We start from the raw sequence: 19,176 nt of genomic DNA on the forward strand, positions 1-19,176 counted from the left end.
TCAGTGCTATATGTTGGATTTTAGTATACAAATGAATGAAAAACAGTATGCTGGCAACTAATCCTATTAAAATGGAAACGCAATAATATGGTTATTTCTGAAATAGAGCGTTATCGAGCAAGCAAAAAGGTTACCATCACTAGTATGTTTGTTAATACTTTATTAGCGGCATTAAAAATGGTCATTGGTTTGATTGGTCGATCACCCGCTTTGTTTGCAGATGGTATACATTCATTCTCAGATTTATTAAGTGACATCATGGTATTATTTGCCACCAAGCATGCCAATAAAGGGGCCGATTACAATCATCCTTATGGGCATGAACGTATAGAAACATTAGCGACAGTGGTGTTGTCAATTATGTTGATTATGATTGCACTTCTTATTAGTTATCACTCTATACAAAATTGGTTTATAGGTGAGTTAATCATCCCTGATCAGTGGACCATTTACGCCGCTATTTTTTCAATTGTGGCAAATGAAGGATTGTTTCGTTATATTATGGTGACAGCAAATCGGATTGGTTCAGATTTACTGCGTGCAAATGCGTGGCATAGCCGATCAGATATGTGGTCATCTGTTGTGGTATTGATTGGATTAATTGGTACGACGTTAGGTGTTACGTGGATGGATTCACTGGCAGCAATTATTGTATCGATTATGATTGGGAAAATGGGTGTTGAATGGTGTTATAAAGCGTTATCTGAATTAGTCGATACTGGAGTTAATGAAGAGATATTACATAAAATTGAGGAAACAATTGCTAAAGTTGATGGTGTTAAAAGGTTTCACTGTTTGCGCACACGTAAGATGGCAGGACAGATCATTTTGGATGTACATGTTTTAGTTGATTCACACATAACAGCATCAGAAGGACACTATGTAGCAGAACATGTGCGTGGTGCATTAGCACTTAAAATTGAAAATATAAAAGATATCACGGTGCATGTGGATGTAGCAGAGCATCCAGAACAAATCGTTGATCCAAAAGACATGCCACCTAATCGCACGGAAATTATGCGCCAACTCGAAGTCTACCTAGTACAAAATCATCAAAATGTTAATTTACATCAAATTGAATTGTTTGTTTATTACTACTCTAAGAAGATTGAGTTATACTTATTGGCGCCAGCAGCTTGTAAGCGAGCGTTAGTGGATGCGAATCTTGAAAGCTTTAAGATTGAGGGTATGACAACAATTATTAAGCTTTTCATGTTGCATTCTGTGCAAGAAGAAAAATAAGCTACCCAGCTTTACAAACCGATTTTAGCTACGCACGGGGCTTATGAGGTTCAAAGCTAAACAAACAAAAACTCATACGTTTCTTATCTTTGTAGGTGAATAGATGGGAAGTTAGGGTTTAGCAAGATGGTTTTTTTAAATGCAAGCGGGTAAATAAATTTGTGTTCAGAGAAGACAATGGTGATAAATTGTAAAACTTAAGGTTATAGTAGGGATAAAAATAGCGATGCATAATTTAATATTTGTATTTTTTTTGGTTTTTTTTGGTGCATCAGTTTTTGCAACTTTAGCACTTTATACACGTCAAGCAATCATTGTTGCCTATATCGTTTTGGGTATAGTTGTTGGTCCTCATTGCTTAGGACTTATTAGTGACACAACAACTATTCAAGAGACCTCAGATATTGGTATTATGTTTTTGTTATTTTTGCTTGGTCTTAACCTTGAAATTAAAAGTATGATCAAAATGCTAGGTAAGGCGCTTTTTGTGTCTATTACCAGTAGCATTGTTTTTATTGTTGCAACAGTTGTGATTTGTCACGCTTTTGGTATTGGTGCTCAAGGCTTTATTATTGGAGCGGCTTTGATCTTCTCAAGCACAATTATCTGTTTGAAATTATTACCAACGACGGCTTTACATCATAAACGATTGGGCGAACTGGTGATTGCAATTTTATTGGTTCAAGACTTAATAGCAATTTTGATGTTAACCTTTATTAGTCTTTGGTCATCACAAACAGAAAGCTTTAATTTATTCTCGCTTATAAAGCTTTTACTTGCATTGCCAGTATTGGGTGGAGTGGGGTATCTTGCTCAAAAGTACTTTTTGTTTAGTTTGTTTAGACGCTTTAGCCGCTTTCAGGAATATATTTTCTTATTATCGATTGGCTGGTGTATTGGAATGGCGCAACTTGCGATCGTATTTGGGCTATCTAATGAAATTGGTGCTTTTATTGCTGGTGTGATTGTTGCAAGTTCTCCGATTGCTAAATATATTTATGAGAACTTAAAGCCGCTTCGAGATTTCTTTTTAATTTTGTTTTTCTTCTCAGTGGGTGCTGGGTTTCAGATTGGGTTGTTAACATCTGTTTGGGGTGTGGTATTGGCATTGACTGTACTGATTTTAGTATTAAAACCCATCCTACATTTCGTCACATTATGGTTAGTACGTGAAACGCCAAAGGAATCGTTTGAAATTGGCATGCGGCTTGGTCAGGGCAGTGAGTTCTCATTGATGTTAATTTCATTAGCAACTACAGCAGGGGTTGCTACTAATAGCTCCGAAATTATTGTTGAGGCAGTAGCAATATTAAGCTTTATTGTATCGTCTTATATTGTTGTATTGACTTATCCAAGCCCAATTGCTGTTTCAGATCGATTACGACGTGATTAATATTTTTGTCATTGTTATGTCTAAGTTTATTTGAATTCCAATTCTTTAGTTTTATTTTAGGGGTTTCCTAAAGAGAGCTTCATTTTTCCCTGAATAAATTCAAATTAAATAGGATAATAAGGACTAAAGATAGAATTGAATTATATTTTTGATATAAACTCATAGACTCAAGTTATTTTTGAGACATGACAGTACGATTAAGTGCAATTTCCATGATATTGCAAGCTTTTTCTAATTGTGCATCGGTTGTATTTAAAGGTGGAAGTAAACGTAAAACTTCTTTTTGTCTACCTGAGCTTAGCAAAATTAACCCCTCATCTAGTAAATTTTTAATATATACTTTTAACAAGTCTGGGTTCGGTGTGTTTTTATCGTTGATAAACTCAATACCAATCATTGCTCCAAGTCCACGAATATCACCAATAAAGTGATGCTTGAAGCGTTGAGCAATAAAAAACTCTCGTAAAGTTTGACCTATTGCTTGCGCTTTTTGGGCAAGGTTTTCTTCTTCAAATACTTCAAGTGAGGCAAGTGCTGCAGCGCAAGCAATAGGATTGCCTGAGTTCGTACCACCTAGCGATGCAGTAGGCAGTTTGTCAAATAATGATTTTCTAGCTGTTAACGCGCTAAGTGGTAAACCAGATGCTAATGATTTGCCCATCACTAAAATATCAGGAGCTACATGATAATGCTCCATAGCAAACATTTTACCAGTACGACAAAAGCCACTTTGGATTTCATCGGCAATAAAAACAATACCATGTTGATCACATAATGTGCGTAGATATTGCATTGCTTCAATGCTTGCTGGAATAAAGCCACCTTCACCTAGCTGTGGTTCAATAATAATGGCTGCAATATTTTCAGCAGCCACCTGATTAGTAATTAAGTCTTGCCATTGAGATTTTAATTTCTCAATAGAAGTATGCACATTAGGATAAGCTAAGCGATAAATATTATTAAACAATTCACCAAAGCCGTATTTATATGGTTTAACTTTGGCTGTTAAACTCATACTCATAAATGTGCGCCCATGAAAGGCGCCATCAAAGCAAATAATAGCAGAGCGCCCTGTTGAGAAGCGCGCAACTTTTATCGCATTTTCAACGGCTTCTGCACCGCTATTGCATAGCATGGTTTGCTTGGGAAACTCCCCGGGTGTTATGCTGTTTAGCTTTTTTGCTAATTGAAGGTACGGTTCATGAACCATGATATGAAAACAAGGTTGAATGTAGTTTTGTGTTTGTTCAATGATGGCTTTAACTACTTTTGGATGGTTGTGACCAATATTCATTGAACCAATGCCTGCGGCAAAGTCGATATATTGTTTATCATTTATATCGATGAGCACACTTCCTTGAGCTTTTTTAACGCAAAGGTGGGTGTTGTTGGCAAGTGCAAGTGGCACTTCACTTTGACGAATGTGCCATAGACTATTATGACTATTCATAAGTTTCCCTTAAGGATTGACGTTGGTACTTTCAAAGATTTTATCGGCAGAGGCAGCAACAAATCCTTGATAGAGTCTACCAGTATGATCAGGATAACGTTTAGCGAACTCATAATAACAGCAAGGAATTTCTTTTTTGCCTTCAACAAAGTCAACTATGACCATTCCTGATTTTGTGCTGGATTGCTCTAGTAACTCACCTGGTGTGCCTTTGATCTCACCACCCGAAGTATTAAGTGCAAAACCATGTTTCTTCAAGAAGTTATTGACCTCATATATTTCATTAAACTGGTTCAAAGCGTTAATAAACACTGTAAAATGATTGGCTCTAAAGCCAAATACATAAAACCATGCAGCATATTCTGATTCAGCTAATAGCTTTTCATAAGTTGGGTGACTTGGTTGACCCCAGCAATTACCAGCTGAAACAAGTTTTTCTCGATTTACTAAGAGTTTCGAGTCAATTTTATCAATGCAGGCTTTAATAGTTTGTTGGGTAAATGGAGTAAATGATTCTAAAAGTAATTGACTAATAAAGATTTTTGGCTGCGTTGGATCTTTATGCTCATAGTGTTTTGCATAAAGCTTTTTAGTTTTAAAATGGTACTCTCCATTTTCAAAATACCCTTCCGCGATGAATGGTTTAGCTAATACTTCAATATCAATGCGTGGATCATTAATAGTGCGCAGTGCAATATGATCGTTAATCACTGAAGTGTTGTGATCGTAAAAAAGATTATAGATCTCTTGTACGTGTGGGTTTGCATCAACATATTGTTGCCATAACCTTTCTAAAATTGCGATTTGAGACATAACTTAATCCTCGAGTGAAAATTTAATACCTTGAGCAAGTGGTAAGGAGTTGCTCCAATTGATGGTTACGGTTTGCCGACGCATATAGGTTTTCCAAGCATCAGATCCAGCCTCACGACCACCACCTGTATGTTTTTCCCCACCAAATGCGCCACCAATTTCAGCGCCTGAAGTGCCAATATTTATGTTGGCAATGCCGCAATCACTGCCAGCGCAAGACAAGAATTTTTCAGAGTGATCGATGCGTTGAGTAAAGATTGCCGAAGACAAACCATGGTCAACTTGATTGTTGATAGAAATGGCTTCGTCAATGTTCTCAAATGGCATGATAAACAAAATTGGACAAAAATTTTCTTGGTTAACGATATCCCAATCAGGTTTCACTTCGATAATGGTTGGTTCAACGTAATTACCAGGTTTATTAATCACATTACCACCAAATAAAATGTTTCCACCTAGAGTTTTAGCACACGCAACTGCTTTTTTATATACTTCAACTAAGTTTTGGTCGATTAATGGCCCCATTAAATTTTTGGTGTCAAGTGGGTCGCCTACCGTGATTTGTTTATAGGCGTTTTGTAAGCGCTTAATAACATCTTGATAGATGTTTTTATGCACTAGTAATCTCCGTAATGAGGTGCAACGCTGACCCGCTGTGCCAACTGCACCAAATACTACAGCAGGAATGGCAAGCTTAAGGTCAGCTGATTCATCAATAATAGCTGCATTGTTGCCGCCTAGTTCAAGTAAAGATTTGCCAAAGCGTTTTGCCACTTGTGCGCCAATTTCACGCCCAACTTTGGTTGAACCTGTAAACGATAAAAGCGCAATACGCGTATCATTAACAAGTGCTTTAGAAACATCAATGCTTTTCGATACGACAGAACTAAACACATTTGGGAAGTTATATGCTTGAGTCACACGATCACAAATCTCTTGAACAGCTAAAGCACATAAAGGTGTTTTAGGTGATGGATTCCAAACAACAGTGTTACCACAGATGGCAGCGATAAAAGCGTTCCATGACCAAACAGCAACTGGGAAATTGTAGGCTGATATTACACCAACAACACCTAGTGGATGCCATTGTTCAAACATTCTGTGATCAGGACGCTCTGAGTGCATTGTTTTGCCATAAAGCATGCGAGCTTGACCTACGGCAAGGTCTGCCATATCTATCATTTCCTGCACTTCACCATCACCTTCTTGTTTAGATTTACCCATTTCAAGTGATATGAGACTGCCTAATTGATCTTTATTTTTTCTTAATTCTTCACCGATTAAGCGTACAAGTTCAGCACGCTTAGGTGCTGGAGTTTTACGCCATTTTAAAAATGCAGCATGAGCTTCTTGGATGGTTTGGTTTAGGTGGTTGAGTCCTAAGCTTGGCACCTTGGCTAAAATCTCATTATTGGCAGGATTATAGCTTTCAATATACTCACTTGTTTGATATTTGGAGGCATATTGTGTCAGTTTTTCAGTATAGCTGGTCATACAAGTTGTCATTCATTTCTCCTACTTAGATTTAAATCACTTCAAGTTTATTGTTTGCTGTACTTTTTGTGATTAACTTTGGGCTTTTAATTCCATCAAGAAAGTTATAGCGGTAGTAGTGACCAAATCGGTTATCCATCATTTGGGTTAAGTTAATGTCTTCTTGTTTGGCAAATCCAGGTGCGAAGTACTTATGTTTGATAGCAAGGTCAATAGTAACACATATTCCACAAGCAGTGGTTAACTGAAGTGCACTCCATTTTTGACCAAAGGCTTCTTGAGAATGATACTTCTTAGCAAAATGGCGTTCATGGTATACACCATTAATCTTGCCTTCAACAGAAACATACACCAAAACAACGTCATCTTCAACGCGCGGGATGGAATTATTAAAAATCTCACATAGAAGCTCTTGTTTGTCTCTTAGTTTTAAGTCATTGATCAAAAAGCGTAATTTCTCACAATGTCCTGGATAGCGTACACTCTTATAATTAATATTGCGAACTTTTGCTTTGTATGTGTCTTTTAACGAGCCAATGCCACCAGATGTGTTAAAAGCTTCATAAGTCAAACCATCGATTTTAATGGTTTCCAAATCATCAAGTGGTTCAATAGTCACGTTTTTATAATCACGAATAGCTTCACATGGTTTAACATATTCATTGATTAGACCTTCAGTTGACCACGTAAGTGCGTATTGGAGAGGATGACTAATATTAACAGGTAGAGCACCAACACGCATTTTTACGGTTTCAGCTTCATCAAATTGTTTCACTAAATCATTGGTGACAACACTTATAAAGCCAGGCGCAAGTCCACATTGAGGTGCAAATACTTTATCGGTATTTTTCGCTAGTGTTTCAACATATTTAGTGGTTTCAACGTCTTCCGTTAAATCAAAGTAATGTGTATTACAAACTTTGGCAATTTCAGCGACTTTTTTAGTAAGGAAGTATGGAAGAGCTGCGGTAAGTGCATGAATATCATGTTCTTGAACATAGCTTTTGACGTTTTCAGTGTTATTGATATCCAAAATACAGTGTTTGAGATTGTGAGCATTTTCACCAAGGTGTAGCTGCTTTCTATCTGCCTGAACATCGGCAATATGAATATGATAATCTTTGCTAGAAGCCAGAATTGCTCCTGTTAAAAGACCTACTCTGCCACTGCCAAAAATTAATATATTGATCATTATAGTTCTCCTTTATCATTAGATTAATGCTTTGCATCGTGCACTTTTATCCCCTTTTAATAATGGTGTGAAGTGATGATATTAAAAATCATAAATATTTGGGTTTAAATCCATTTTGCTATATTTTATAACTAGGTGTGAAGATATTTTATATAACTATATTATTGTTGCAATAAAATCACAGCTCATTACTTTAAAAAACGCTTATATGCAAAAAATATCAACTATGCTTTTTATATAACAAAGTCTTTAGTTGTGGTTCAATTGTGCGCACTCGTTGGATAAATGTGGGAATTATTGGTTTACTTATCATTATTACCTTACATGGTATGTGGGTGCTTTATGATTATGAGCAAGTGTATCCTGAAGATAAAGTTGATAAAAAAATAATACTAGTAGGAACCGTTGCAAGCTTAATTGACCAAGATAAATCAGTGAGTAAGTTTTTGTTTGCAACGAACGATGGTTTAGTACAGCTAAGTGTTTATCCAAATAAAAACTTAAAAAGTTGGCGATTAACGCCGGGCACAAGATGGCGTTTTACCGTTAAATTACAATACCCAGAAGGTTATAGTAATCCAGGAGTGTTTAGTTATGTCACTTGGCTTAAGCATCAGGGTATTAAAGCCGTGGGTTATGTTGTAACAACAGAAAACGTGCAATTTCACGGTATGGATTACAATTATCTTATTGAACGTTTGCGTTATAACATTCAAAAAACGTTGAATCATCATATTAAAGATATTTCGATTCGAGCATTAGCCAGTGCACTTTTAATTGGTAATCGAAATGAACTCACTACAGAGGATAAACGGGTATTTCAACAAACAGGTACATCACATTTAATTGCAATCTCTGGTTTACACATCGGAATGATTGCTCTATTTGCATTTGTGTTTGTTCGTGTTTTATGGTCGTTATCTATTGTATTGTGTCAATGGCTGCCTGCACAAAAGGTGGCGTTAGTTGCTGCGGTTGTTAGTGCATTCTTATATAGTCTATTAGCAGGGTTTGCAATTCCAACACAGCGTGCTTTTATTATGGTGCTTATTTTTTCTTTAGCACTTATGACAAATCGTAAGATAAATGGTTTTAATGTGCTCATTATTGCAGCAATTATCATTGTTTTATGGAATCCTTTATCAATTTTAGCGCCTGGTTTTTGGCTATCTTTTATGGCGGTTTTCTTTTTAATCATAATTAATCGATTGCTGCTTTATATGCCTAAATTCAAGCGTTATGTTTTGATTCAGTTTTTACTGATGTTGCTGCTAATTCCATTGACAGTATATTGGTTTCAGGGTTTTACCTTGATTGGTGTAGTGGCAAACTTAGTAGCTATTCCATTGGTGAGTTTTTTGATTGTGCCGAGTTTGTTTCTCAATTTAATGCTCTCATTCTTTGGTATTACGTTATGGTCCATAAGTGCATACTTGATAAAAGCGCTAATTGTCTGGCTAGATGTGTTACCGACTTATATGTTGTTTTTTTCCTGGCATAGCATTTCACTTTTGGCGGTTTTAGCTGCAATTATGGGAATGTTAATTTTGTTTTTACCGCTTTCTTGGTACTTTCGTGTGCTTGGGCTGACTTTGTTTTTAGCATTGTGGCAGAAAAATACTTTACCGTTTGACGTTGGTGCGAAGGTGACCGTGTTGGATGTTGGTCATGGTTTAGCTGTGGTCATCCAGACAAAAAATGCAGTTGTTGTATATGATACAGCAGGTGCTGGTGGGCACAAATTTGTGCTTGCAAATCATACTCTTATTCCTTATCTGAAAAACCAAGGGGTACATACAATTAACGCATTAATTATTAGCCACTTAGGTAAAGATCATAGCGGTGGAATAGAAAATGTGTTGGCAAGTTTTAATGTCGATCAAGTGATCGCCAATGAAAAACTTTCTGAAATCAACAATAGTATTTGTACAGCAGGCAAGAGGTGGTTGCAAGATGGTGTGGTCTTTGAGTTTTTAACTGCCAATCACTTAACAGGCAATAACGGATCCTGTGTGCTTAAAATAAGTTTTGATGATAAAAGCATGCTGTTGACAGGAGACATTTATAAAACGGCGGAGCGTTATATATTAAAGCAATATCATAACCAATTAAAATCTATAGTGCTTGTTGCTCCTCATCATGGCAGTGGTAGCTCATCTTCAAAGGCGTTTATTGAAGCTGTGGGTCCAAAATATGTTATTTTTAGCAGCTCAGGTCATGACGGATTTAAGCATCCTCATAATGAAGTTGTCCAGGCTTACCTTAACATTGGTGCGAAAATTTTAAATACAGCACAAAATGGTGCAATAACAGCGATATTCAAAGATAATGGAGAGCTTGAAATTGAAACAGAAAAATAACGAGAGTCAGCATGAGGAAAGTTAAACATATTGTAATTGGTGTTATGCTATTAATTTTGTTGGTAATCAACACACTTGTAATGGCTGTGCCAGTTATACTATGTTCCATTTTGAAGCTAATTCCAATTAGTTACTGGCAAAATACAATTGGTAAAATATTAGTAGCTTTAGCTACAATGTGGATGGGTGTTAATAACAAAGTCAGTCGTATATTGCTGCCAACGAAGTATCACCTTAGTGGTTATCAAAGTTTTACAATCTATAGCTCTTATTTAATCTTAAGTAATCACCGTAGCTGGTTAGATATTGTTGTATTGCAGCAGATATTTTTAGGCAAAATTCCATTTGCTAAATTTTTTATGAAAAAGGAATTAATATATGTACCAATCATTGGTTTAGCTTGCTGGGCACTTGACTTTCCACTGATGAAACGCTATTCAAAACATTATTTGACGAAGCATCCTGAGAAAAAAGGACAAGATTTGCGAGAGACTAAACATGCATGTGAGCGCTTTAAAAATCGACATGTCTCGGTGGTAAACTTTGTTGAAGGAACACGTTTTACACAACATAAACGTGATAAGCAACAAGCAATATTTAAGTATCTCCTTAATCCTAAAGCAGGTGGTGTTGCCTTAGCATTGGATGTTTTGGGTGATAAAATAAGAGGAATCTTAAATGTAACAATTGTTTATCCGTATGAAAATTGTAGTTTTTGGGATTTTTTGTGTGGTGTGATTCCAGAGGTTGATATTCATGTTGAGTTGATTGATCCTAAAACAATTCCCTATCAAAACTATTATGACAATGAGCAGGCAAAGTATGCTTTTCAAGTGTGGTTAAATACACTTTGGCAAGATAAGGATGTGCTTATTGAAAGTATTATGGCACAAAAAATGAGTGATTAAATGACTTAACATTGTGAGTTCAAAGCAGTAAGATGTGCGGCAGAATTCAAGAACCCAGTTAAGTGAATACAAGCTACGTTGGTAAGTGGTATGAAGAGTAAGGATATGTCAGAGCTAGAATACAAAAAATATATGTGTGTTGTTTGTGGCTGGATTTATGATGAGGCAGAAGGCTGGCCAGAAGATGGTATTCATCCAGGTACTAAGTGGGAAGATGTGCCTGATGATTTTCAATGTCCCGATTGTGGTGTAGGTAAAGAAGATTTTGAAATGATGGAGATATAGCTCATTTTTGTTTTTAGTACCCCCCTATTTCAAGAAGTGATTGTTGATGGCTTAAGCGTAATAGTTAAGCGTGATGATGTAATTCATCGATTATTTTCAGGGAATAAGGCATATAAACTCTATTGGTTGATTGACCATCTTAAATATCATCCAAGTCTAACTAAGATAGTCTCATTTGGTGGGGCACAGTCAAATTATATGTTAGCAGTGGCACAGTTTTGTCGGTTGAATCAACTGCAATTTGATTATTGGCTTAAGCCATTACCAAGAGCATTGAAAGACAACCCAAACGGAAATCTACGTGTAGCATGTAATTTGGGAATGAAAGTTTATGAAATGGACTATTTAAATAAAGATAAGTTGATGGAAAATTATCGAAATAACTCTCAAGTACTGTTGCTTACCCAAGGGGGAGCGCAGCAAGAAGCTGAAGTTGGACTTAAAATTTGTGCGGATCACATCAATAATTATTTTGAAAATATCGCTGCAAGTAAGGGCAGTATTTTTATTGCCTCAGGTACGGGAGTAAGTGCGTTTTATTTGCGTAAACACCTAAAGAAATCTTATTTGCTTTACACCACACCATGTGTTGGAGATAAAGAATATTTATTAGCTCAAATGAAGTCACTTGCAAAGAATACTGGTGAGATGCCAATAATATTAGATGCAAAACGGAAATATCATTTCGGTCAATGTTATAAAGAGCATTTAGCAATGTATAATCACCTTAAAGTGCAAACTGGAATTGAGTTTGATTTATTGTATGACCCTTTGGGATGGCAAGTGCTTTTTGATCATTACCAACAGTTGCAAAAACCTATTATTTATGTTCATTGTGGTGGTGTTACAGGTAATATAAGCATGTTAAAGCGGTATCAATATTTTTTAAAAAACAAAATAAGTCAAGGCTTTAACTAAAGGATAGTGGTGATCTGAATTTAAAAAGTATATACTACTACCCATTTACATAGATAAATGCCCAGAAGAATAGGACTTTTATATTAATTTGTGCAAGAAAAAGCAAAAAGGAGTGGGGGAGAGTATTTTGGTTGTGTATTTTTTTGATCGTTTACATGGTAAAAGTCTTAATTGTTAATATGTTTTTTCGATCTTTACTAAAGCACCATCGAGATTTCTATTTTTAACAATATCTTGCTTGCATAAAGTAAAGTGCTTGTCTACATTTGCCAATACAAGTAAGTAATAATGTAATTATGTGCCACGGAAAATTAATAGGAGAATGAAAGATGAAAGTAAATAGGAAAAAGAACCAAAAAGGTTTTTCGCTAATTGAGTTATTAATTGTAATAGCAATTATTGCGATTTTAACCGCGATTGCGATACCGATGTATACGAGTTATACAGAACGTGCTCGATTATCGGAAGCCTATTCTTTTCTAGGTTCTGACAAAGTATTCGTCGCAGAACAAATTAACACCAATGCAGGGCTTCCTGCAACTTTTACGACCGATGGAAGTGCTAAAACTGGTCAATATGGTGCAGTTGCTGTTAACTCTGGTACTGGTGCGATTACCTATACCTATAGTGCAGCTGGTAATGGTGCAAACTTGAATAACCAAACAGTTACTTTAACGCCAGCCTTTGCAAATAACGGTGTAACATGGGGCTGTACAACAACTATCAATAGTGCTGCTGTTGCAGATGTATGTGCTGAGTTCTAATTTTAATTAGAACGTCACATTTGTAAAGAAAGGGACAATAATAAGAATAGCAAGGATGGTAATGATTAAAGGTGCCACAAAGAACATGTGGCATTTTTTTTGGCTATTTTGTTCTAATACTTGAGGCATAAAAGACAATAGCAATCCCATTGCAAATATCATGCTAAATTGGCTAAGTTGTAATTTAAATAAATTGCTAAGCATAGCATGTGTCATTCCAGCAAGTACACTAGCAAAAGCAACAAAATATAAGGCTGAGTGTTTATAGCTTCTCATATATTCGCATGCACGGCGAAAGCTCCTTAAGCCAACTAATAGAAAGCAAGTAAGACCAATAATTCCCCACTGTGCGGCGACAGTTAAAACAATATTGTGTGGATAATCACGCAGATAATATAAAGCGTTCAGTTCTCCGACGCCAAGCAAAGGATAATGCGCTGCAAGTGCTAGAGATTTTGCCCATAAATCCCAGCGATCTTGATTGGCAAAAAAAGCTCGATCTAATATCGAGCTGCCGCCAACGATTTGATGAACGATATAGAATAAAATAGCTCCAACAATAGCAGCTAATATTTGCCAACTAATGAATTTAAGCATGAGTTTATAATTTAAAATACCAAGTACAATAAAAATAACGATATACTCAAGGATAAGGGCACGTGAGCTATGCGCAATTACAACAAACCATAAAGATGACATAGCGATAAAGCTTAAAGCCTTAAATAATTTTGTATCATCCTTCCTTAATAACGCTAGACATAAAATAGGTAAAAACCAAGTGGCGAAATGGTCAAAAAAACGAGGATTGGCAAAATTAAATTGGAGCAAGATCATTCCTTGAAATTTGGTTTGGGTGGCAGAGGTTGGAAGGTACGTATGCACTAAATAGAGCTTAAATAATAAGACAAAAACATAGCTGATAGCACAAACAATCACAACAGCGATCAGCCAGCGGATATTATTAGGAAATCGCTTAAAGTAATTTGCCAAAAATAACACAGCAAGGAGCATTGAAATGTCGATTGAAACACCTTTAAAAGCAGTCGCTGCTTTTAAAGCAAAACTTGCAGAGAGTATTCCAATAAAAAAAAAGGTTACAATGAGGGATCTGGTCCATAAAGATAATGATAAAAAACTGGAAATAATATTGTGGTGTGAAGCACTAGTAATTAAAAATGTTGACAACACGATGATCCAGCAAAATAATGATGTAAAACCTCGAAAAACATATGTATCAAGTGCATTGTGGGAAACATTGTAGTAAAGGTTTGCAGGATTCCAAAATATAAGTAAAAGTCCTGCTAGTATCACACCATAAATAATATGTTCTGTTTTTGGCGAATTTAAATGATTTTTTAAATATTCCATTTTATTTTTTCCTGTTAATTGTTGTGGTGATGAGAATGTGCTTTTAATGGTTTTTGAATTTTCGCCAAAGATTGAAGCTTAACCAAACAATGCTTGAGAGTAATAATCCAAATGCTAATCCAATAATGATGCAGCCAAGGATCAATGGTACGAAAATCGCATGGATATTAGTGATTATATGATGCCAAGCAAAATTATCCTCATAAAACAAGGCTGTCTGACCCATCATAAAGCAACCAAATAAATATGCTCCATACATCATCGGTAGCATGGTAATTGGATTACTGATCCACACCAAAGCAATAGTGATGATTAAATTTGCACGTAATGTAAGTGCTAAAATCGCAGCTGGCACCATTTGAAAAGGTATTGGCATCATGCACATAAAGCCACCAACAATGCACGCCTTAGTTACACTATTGCGATCAAAATGCCATAGAAAATTATGGTGCATATACTTGTGCAGGAAACCCAACCATTTATGTTGTTTAAGCTCTTCTTTTGTCGGTAGAAATTTTCGCCTCATGAAGTAACTGACCGTGATTAGCATAATGCCAATCATAGCAAAATCTAAGCTGAAAAGCCGTTATAATTACTGGTAAAATGATGCTTTTTTGAGTGATGATTGTTGCGAAAATTCTTGCGAATAACATCTTTTTTGTGTATTTTGTCATGGTTTACAAAATCGAGGGTCATGGTATGTTCTATGACTATGTTGTGGGTCTATGTGTTAAACATAAAAATATTAATGTAGAGAAAGATGATTATCACACAAAACGTTTTCTTGATTGGTCCAGTAGGTGCTGGCAAAAGTACAATAGGTCGTCAATTAGCAAATGAGCTAAAATTGGAGTTTGTTGACTCAGACCGTGAGATTGAGCAACGCTGTGGTGTTGATATTGATTGGATTTTTGATATAGAAGGTGAAGAGGGCTTTCGAAATAGAGAGCAAGAAATTCTAAGTGAATTGGCAAATCGGCAAGGTATTGTGTTGGCAACTGGAGGAGGTGCAATTATTCGTCCAGAAAATAGAACTTTATTATCATCACGTGGAAAGGTTGTTTATCTTCAAGCATCAATTGAACAACAGTTGGAACGTACAGCTAAAGATAAAAAACGTCCTTTACTGCAAGTAGAAAATAAAGAAGCACAATTAAGAAAATTAATGGAAGAACGAGAGCCACTTTACCGTGAAATTGCTGACATTACGATTGAAACAAGTGAAACAACTGTTCGTAATGTAGTGCAGAAAATTACCAATCTGCTAATGGAAGAAGCTGTGTGATAACAGAAGTACGGGTTTCGCCACAAGGCAAACCAAGTTACTCCGTAATCATTTCCGAAACAGCTGATTTTTCTTATCTTATACCTTTTGTTAGAAACAAGCAGATACTTGTTGTAAGTAACAAAACGATTGCCAATTTGTATTTACTGCTGCTTGAAAATGTATTGAAAGAACATTGTCACCAATGGCAATTATGCTTACTTCAAGATGGAGAAACCTATAAGAATAGTGTTTCTTTAGATTATATTTATGAAACCTTACTTAGGCAAAATTATACGAGGGATTGTGAACTTATTGCATTAGGTGGTGGTGTGATCGGTGACATAACAGGCTTTGCTGCTGCGACTTATCAACGTGGAGTATCGGTTATCCAAATTCCAACCACTTTATTGTCTCAAGTTGATTCATCCGTTGGTGGAAAGACTGCAATTAATCATTCATTAGGCAAGAATATGATTGGTGCATTTTTCCAGCCTAGACTTGTTTATACTGCAATAACGTTTTTGAAAACATTACCAGCGCGTGAATTTTCAGCAGGAATGGCAGAAGTTGTAAAATACGGCTGCATTGTTGACTATAATTTTTTCGTTTGGCTAGAAAAAAATATTGATTTAATCAATGCGCATGATCCAAATGTTCTTTGTTATGCGATTGCCAAAGCTTGTGAGTTAAAAGCACAAATTGTATCTCTTGATGAACAAGAAAAAACGGGCGTGCGAGCATTATTAAACTTAGGGCATACTTTTGGTCATGCAATTGAGTGTTGCCAGAATTATGTTGGTCTAAAGCATGGTGAGGCGGTTGCTGTAGGTATGGTAATGGCAACTCAATTATCTCATACTCTAGGTAATCTTGATGGAAAAGATGTCAGTAGAATAAAAGACTTATTAAAAGCATTTCACTTACCAATTGAAATACCAGCACTGATTCAAAAACCAGACTTTATAGCAGCTATGCTACGCGATAAGAAAAATACTACAAAAGGCATAACACTCATTTTATTAGATAGAGTTGGACAGGCGTATATTGAAAATAACTTTTCACAGCAGGTATTAGAAGTATTTCTTGACTGCTATTTTGGACTATAATCATGCTAAATTAAGCATAGCTTGAGCTGCCATTACAAGTGGTGAGATTACTTTGGTTGCTCCCAGCATTTTTGCTTTCTGGAGACTATTTTCTTGGTTGATACGAATGGTGATTTTGATATTTGAATGACTATTTTGCAGAAACTCATTGATGCTAAGTAGGGTAATGATATTATCGGCATCCTGTGTTCATAAGCGATGATAATCGCATCTGCATTTTTAACACTTGCTTTTTCAAGTGTATCAGGGTTATTAGCATTTCCATGAGGTGTATAAGGTTTAAGCTCTGCCGTACTTAACCATTGCATAGTGATTCCTTTGGCATTTCATTGAGCAAATAATTAAGTTAAATAATTGCTTATAACGATAGCTTATAAAATTGGAATATCTAAAGATCTTTAGCACAAATCATGCTGCCTCAAGGTCTAGATGATGAATTAGTTATGAAACTAAATGGGAGATTTTTGATTATATTGGGGCTAAAGTAAGATTAAGAATAAGCAGTATATTAATTGTATTAGTCTGGATATAATTGGTTTATGAATAATCTGAAAAGATGTTCAAGCTTTGATATATTCATCAGTTTTGTTTAACCAACGATGAATGATTTTCTCTGCGTGCTTAGGATATTGTTTGATAATTGCTTCAGCAATATTAGTCACATCATCAAAAAGTGCTTGGTGTTGGCTTAAATCAGCAACTTTAAATTGAATTCCCCCTGTTTGATTAGTTCCAAATATATCACCAGGACCTCTTAATTTTAAGTCTTCTTCGGCAATTACGAAGCCATTTTGCGTTTTACGCATAAGTTCTAAGCGTTTTTTGGCAGTATTGGATAAAGGGGAGTGATATAGTAATATACAATTACTTTCTTTGTTACCGCGCCCAACACGTCCACGTAATTGATGTAATTGCGATAATCCAAGACGTTCGGCATTATCAATAATCATAATATTGGCATTGGGTACATCTACTCCAACTTCAATAACTGTTGTTGCAACCAATATATCTAACTCATGGGATTTGAATGCCTGCATGATATCTTCTTTGTGCTGAGCTTTTAGTTTACCATGTATAAGCCCTATGCGAGCGCAAGGTAGCATGTTGCTTAGCATTTCAAAAAGAGATTGGGCATCTTGTAAAGTAATTAGAACCTCTGAACTTTCAATTAAAGGACACACCCAATAAGCTTGACCATTATTGGCAATATGTTGTTCAAGTCGTGTAATTAGAATTTGCTTTTTAGTTTGGTTTAAAACACTGGTTGTAATCGGTTTACGATTAGGAGGAAGTTCATCAATAATGGAAAGATCTAAATCACCATAGACAGTCATTGCTAGTGTGCGTGGGATAGGGGTAGCAGTCATTACAATCTGATGTGGCTGCCAATTTTTAGTTTTAGCTTTTTCAATTAAACTCAACCGCTGCTCTACACCAAATCGATGTTGCTCATCAATTATGACTAATCCTAAATTCGGATAGTCAATGTTGTTTTGGAAAACGGCGTGTGTGCCGATAATAACACAATTATCTTGATTCTCTATCGTTTTTAAGGCCTCTTTACGCGCCTTAGTCGTAAGCTGTTGAGCAATAAATACTACAGGAATATTAAATATGTTTAACCAGTTTGTAAGGTTATGATAGTGCTGTTTGGCTAAAATTTCAGTTGGTGCCATCATGACAGATTGTAGTTTATTGTGTGCAGCTTGAATGACTATGGCGCCAGCAACAACGGTTTTACCTGAACCAACATCACCTTGAACAAGACGTGATGCTGGTTTATTAAGCGTGAAATCATACAAAATCTCATTGATAACGCGTATTTGAGCTGGGGTAGGTTGAAAGCTTAAAGTTTCTAAAAAAGTTTTTAAAAGCGTATGATTAACGGCAATTCGAGCAGATGAGGTTATTTGATTGTGCAACCTTGCTTTTTTAGCATTTAAGTTGTGTGCTAACAATTCTTCTAATGCTAAGCGATAGCGTGCGCGAGCACTAAGGTTATATAGGTTATCAAAGTTATCGTTTTTTGGGAAATGGAGAGTATGTAATGCTTGATTTATATTTTCTAGTTGATGTTTTTGTAAAAGTGAAAGTGGCATATATTCATCAAGCTTGATTTGATCTTTGAGTTGTAAAATTAATTTATAAAAAACGGCAGAGCTTATTCCTTCAATAGTTGGATAAATAGGAATAATATTACCTAATTTTTTACCTTTATCTTCATCGGTTAAAATTTGCCATTCAGGGTGAGTGATCTCAACAGCATGATGATTATGAACAATCTCACCAAAGCAGCGAATGATTTTACCTTTTTGCAAGAGTCGTGTTTGATTTGAGTAAAACTTAAATAAGTGCATTTTACAAACGCCACTGCTATCAAAAAAGTAGCAAGTTAAATGTTTTTTACCAATATCATTAATATTGACTTGGCGAATTACACCTTCAATTTGTTGTTTTTCACCAGCTGTAGTATGAGCAATGGGTATAATTGTACGGCGATCTTGATAGTATCTAGGCAGGTGGAGTAAAAGATCAGTGACTGTATTGATACCAGCTTTATTGAGTTTATTTAAAATAGATTGACCAATACCTTTTAGCGATTTTAACTCTAGCATG

Annotated in this window: 18 protein-coding genes; 10 read left to right on the forward strand and 8 right to left on the reverse strand. The window is 35.8% G+C overall.

The annotated features are described in order from the left end of the window. Window positions 1-87 precede the first annotated feature (87 nt). Both DNJ77_RS03910 and DNJ77_RS03915 read left to right on the forward strand, forming a co-directional pair. Window positions 88-1,242, forward strand: a complete 1,155-nt coding sequence (locus DNJ77_RS03910) for a cation diffusion facilitator family transporter (RefSeq protein WP_239986742.1) — start codon at window positions 88-90, stop codon at window positions 1,240-1,242. A 226-nt stretch (window positions 1,243-1,468) separates the two neighbouring features. Continuing rightward, window positions 1,469-2,635: a cation:proton antiporter gene (locus DNJ77_RS03915; protein WP_116963696.1), complete on the forward strand. Its 1,167-nt coding sequence runs from the start codon at window positions 1,469-1,471 to the stop codon at window positions 2,633-2,635. A gap of 172 nt (window positions 2,636-2,807) precedes the next feature. Here DNJ77_RS03915 and DNJ77_RS03920 read toward each other — a convergent pair whose 3' ends face one another. Genes DNJ77_RS03920 through DNJ77_RS03935 form a run of 4 tightly spaced genes read right to left on the reverse strand, consistent with a single transcriptional unit; the run spans window position 2,808 to window position 7,584 of the window. Then, complete coding sequence (locus DNJ77_RS03920) at window positions 2,808-4,085, reverse strand: aspartate aminotransferase family protein (RefSeq protein ID WP_116963697.1); 1,278 nt, start codon at window positions 4,083-4,085, stop codon at window positions 2,808-2,810. A 9-nt stretch (window positions 4,086-4,094) separates the two neighbouring features. Further along, window positions 4,095-4,898 carry a DUF1338 domain-containing protein gene (locus DNJ77_RS03925; protein WP_116963698.1) on the reverse strand — a complete coding sequence of 268 codons (804 nt, stop codon included), beginning with the start codon at window positions 4,896-4,898 and terminating at the stop codon, window positions 4,095-4,097. A 3-nt stretch (window positions 4,899-4,901) separates the two neighbouring features. Next, complete coding sequence (gene amaB, locus DNJ77_RS03930) at window positions 4,902-6,392, reverse strand: L-piperidine-6-carboxylate dehydrogenase (protein WP_116963735.1); 1,491 nt, start codon at window positions 6,390-6,392, stop codon at window positions 4,902-4,904. Window positions 6,393-6,423: 31 nt separating this feature from the next. Continuing rightward, window positions 6,424-7,584: a saccharopine dehydrogenase family protein gene (locus tag DNJ77_RS03935; protein ID WP_116963699.1), complete on the reverse strand. Its 1,161-nt coding sequence runs from the start codon at window positions 7,582-7,584 to the stop codon at window positions 6,424-6,426. A gap of 206 nt (window positions 7,585-7,790) precedes the next feature. Here DNJ77_RS03935 and DNJ77_RS03940 point away from each other — a divergent pair, with 206 nt between their 5' ends. From DNJ77_RS03940 to DNJ77_RS10145, 5 genes are all read left to right on the forward strand, one after another. Then, window positions 7,791-9,944 carry a DNA internalization-related competence protein ComEC/Rec2 gene (locus tag DNJ77_RS03940; protein ID WP_116963700.1) on the forward strand — a complete coding sequence of 718 codons (2,154 nt, stop codon included), beginning with the start codon at window positions 7,791-7,793 and terminating at the stop codon, window positions 9,942-9,944. 11 nt (window positions 9,945-9,955) lie between these two features. Beyond that, window positions 9,956-10,852: an acyltransferase gene (locus tag DNJ77_RS03945; RefSeq protein ID WP_116963701.1), complete on the forward strand. Its 897-nt coding sequence runs from the start codon at window positions 9,956-9,958 to the stop codon at window positions 10,850-10,852. Between the two features lie 105 nt (window positions 10,853-10,957). After that, the gene (locus DNJ77_RS03950) at window positions 10,958-11,137 is read left to right on the forward strand and encodes a rubredoxin (RefSeq protein ID WP_116963736.1); all 180 of its coding nucleotides are present in this window, start codon (window positions 10,958-10,960) and stop codon (window positions 11,135-11,137) included. A gap of 36 nt (window positions 11,138-11,173) precedes the next feature. Then, complete coding sequence (locus tag DNJ77_RS03955) at window positions 11,174-12,055, forward strand: 1-aminocyclopropane-1-carboxylate deaminase (protein WP_116963702.1); 882 nt, start codon at window positions 11,174-11,176, stop codon at window positions 12,053-12,055. 329 nt (window positions 12,056-12,384) lie between these two features. Then, window positions 12,385-12,819 carry a pilin gene (locus tag DNJ77_RS10145; RefSeq protein ID WP_116963703.1) on the forward strand — a complete coding sequence of 145 codons (435 nt, stop codon included), beginning with the start codon at window positions 12,385-12,387 and terminating at the stop codon, window positions 12,817-12,819. A 6-nt stretch (window positions 12,820-12,825) separates the two neighbouring features. Here DNJ77_RS10145 and DNJ77_RS03965 read toward each other — a convergent pair whose 3' ends face one another. Further along, a complete protein-coding gene (locus DNJ77_RS03965; RefSeq protein ID WP_157966585.1) occupies window positions 12,826-13,830 on the reverse strand; it encodes an O-antigen ligase family protein in 1,005 nt (334 codons plus the stop codon). 4 nt (window positions 13,831-13,834) lie between these two features. Between DNJ77_RS03965 and DNJ77_RS09915 the strand changes: the two genes are divergently transcribed. Beyond that, window positions 13,835-14,080 carry a hypothetical protein gene (locus tag DNJ77_RS09915; protein ID WP_157966586.1) on the forward strand — a complete coding sequence of 82 codons (246 nt, stop codon included), beginning with the start codon at window positions 13,835-13,837 and terminating at the stop codon, window positions 14,078-14,080. A 150-nt stretch (window positions 14,081-14,230) separates the two neighbouring features. Here DNJ77_RS09915 and DNJ77_RS03970 read toward each other — a convergent pair whose 3' ends face one another. Then, a complete protein-coding gene (locus DNJ77_RS03970; RefSeq protein WP_157966587.1) occupies window positions 14,231-14,713 on the reverse strand; it encodes a DUF2062 domain-containing protein in 483 nt (160 codons plus the stop codon). 234 nt (window positions 14,714-14,947) lie between these two features. Between DNJ77_RS03970 and aroK the strand changes: the two genes are divergently transcribed. Beyond that, window positions 14,948-15,472 carry a shikimate kinase AroK gene (gene aroK / locus DNJ77_RS03975; protein ID WP_116963706.1) on the forward strand — a complete coding sequence of 175 codons (525 nt, stop codon included), beginning with the start codon at window positions 14,948-14,950 and terminating at the stop codon, window positions 15,470-15,472. Beyond that, window positions 15,469-16,560, forward strand: a complete 1,092-nt coding sequence (gene aroB, locus DNJ77_RS03980) for a 3-dehydroquinate synthase (RefSeq protein WP_116963707.1) — start codon at window positions 15,469-15,471, stop codon at window positions 16,558-16,560. Before aroK ends, aroB begins: the two co-directional genes overlap by 4 nt. 47 nt (window positions 16,561-16,607) lie before the next feature. Here aroB and DNJ77_RS03985 read toward each other — a convergent pair whose 3' ends face one another. Together DNJ77_RS03985 and recG are read right to left on the reverse strand one after the other, a co-directional pair. Further along, the gene (locus tag DNJ77_RS03985; protein ID WP_116963708.1) at window positions 16,608-16,868 is read right to left on the reverse strand and encodes a Rossmann-fold NAD(P)-binding domain-containing protein; all 261 of its coding nucleotides are present in this window, start codon (window positions 16,866-16,868) and stop codon (window positions 16,608-16,610) included. Between the two features lie 252 nt (window positions 16,869-17,120). After that, window positions 17,121-19,175, reverse strand: coding sequence for an ATP-dependent DNA helicase RecG (gene recG, locus DNJ77_RS03990; RefSeq protein ID WP_116963709.1), 2,055 nt, complete (start codon window positions 19,173-19,175; stop codon window positions 17,121-17,123). Between the last annotated feature and the right edge of the window lies 1 nt (window position 19,176).

Origin of the sequence: Fastidiosibacter lacustris, from assembly GCF_003428155.1 — a bacterium.
Classification (GTDB): Bacteria; Pseudomonadota; Gammaproteobacteria; order Francisellales; family Francisellaceae; genus Caedibacter; species Caedibacter lacustris.

Coding starts and splice junctions, on each gene's coding strand:
- DNJ77_RS03910 (WP_239986742.1), top strand. CDS start 88: ATGGTTATTTCTGAAATAGAGCGTTATCGAGCAAGCAAAAAGGTTACC.
- DNJ77_RS03915 (WP_116963696.1), top strand. CDS start 1,469: ATGCATAATTTAATATTTGTATTTTTTTTGGTTTTTTTTGGTGCATCA.
- DNJ77_RS03920 (WP_116963697.1), bottom strand. CDS start 4,085: ATGAATAGTCATAATAGTCTATGGCACATTCGTCAAAGTGAAGTGCCA.
- DNJ77_RS03925 (WP_116963698.1), bottom strand. CDS start 4,898: ATGTCTCAAATCGCAATTTTAGAAAGGTTATGGCAACAATATGTTGAT.
- amaB (WP_116963735.1), bottom strand. CDS start 6,392: ATGACCAGCTATACTGAAAAACTGACACAATATGCCTCCAAATATCAA.
- DNJ77_RS03935 (WP_116963699.1), bottom strand. CDS start 7,584: ATGATCAATATATTAATTTTTGGCAGTGGCAGAGTAGGTCTTTTAACA.
- DNJ77_RS03945 (WP_116963701.1), top strand. CDS start 9,956: ATGAGGAAAGTTAAACATATTGTAATTGGTGTTATGCTATTAATTTTG.
- DNJ77_RS03950 (WP_116963736.1), top strand. CDS start 10,958: ATGTCAGAGCTAGAATACAAAAAATATATGTGTGTTGTTTGTGGCTGG.
- DNJ77_RS10145 (WP_116963703.1), top strand. CDS start 12,385: ATGAAAGTAAATAGGAAAAAGAACCAAAAAGGTTTTTCGCTAATTGAG.
- DNJ77_RS03965 (WP_157966585.1), bottom strand. CDS start 13,830: ATGCTCCTTGCTGTGTTATTTTTGGCAAATTACTTTAAGCGATTTCCT.
- DNJ77_RS09915 (WP_157966586.1), top strand. CDS start 13,835: ATGTCGATTGAAACACCTTTAAAAGCAGTCGCTGCTTTTAAAGCAAAA.
- DNJ77_RS03970 (WP_157966587.1), bottom strand. CDS start 14,713: ATGAGGCGAAAATTTCTACCGACAAAAGAAGAGCTTAAACAACATAAA.
- aroK (WP_116963706.1), top strand. CDS start 14,948: ATGATTATCACACAAAACGTTTTCTTGATTGGTCCAGTAGGTGCTGGC.
- DNJ77_RS03985 (WP_116963708.1), bottom strand. CDS start 16,868: ATGCAATGGTTAAGTACGGCAGAGCTTAAACCTTATACACCTCATGGA.
- recG (WP_116963709.1), bottom strand. CDS start 19,175: ATGCTAGAGTTAAAATCGCTAAAAGGTATTGGTCAATCTATTTTAAAT.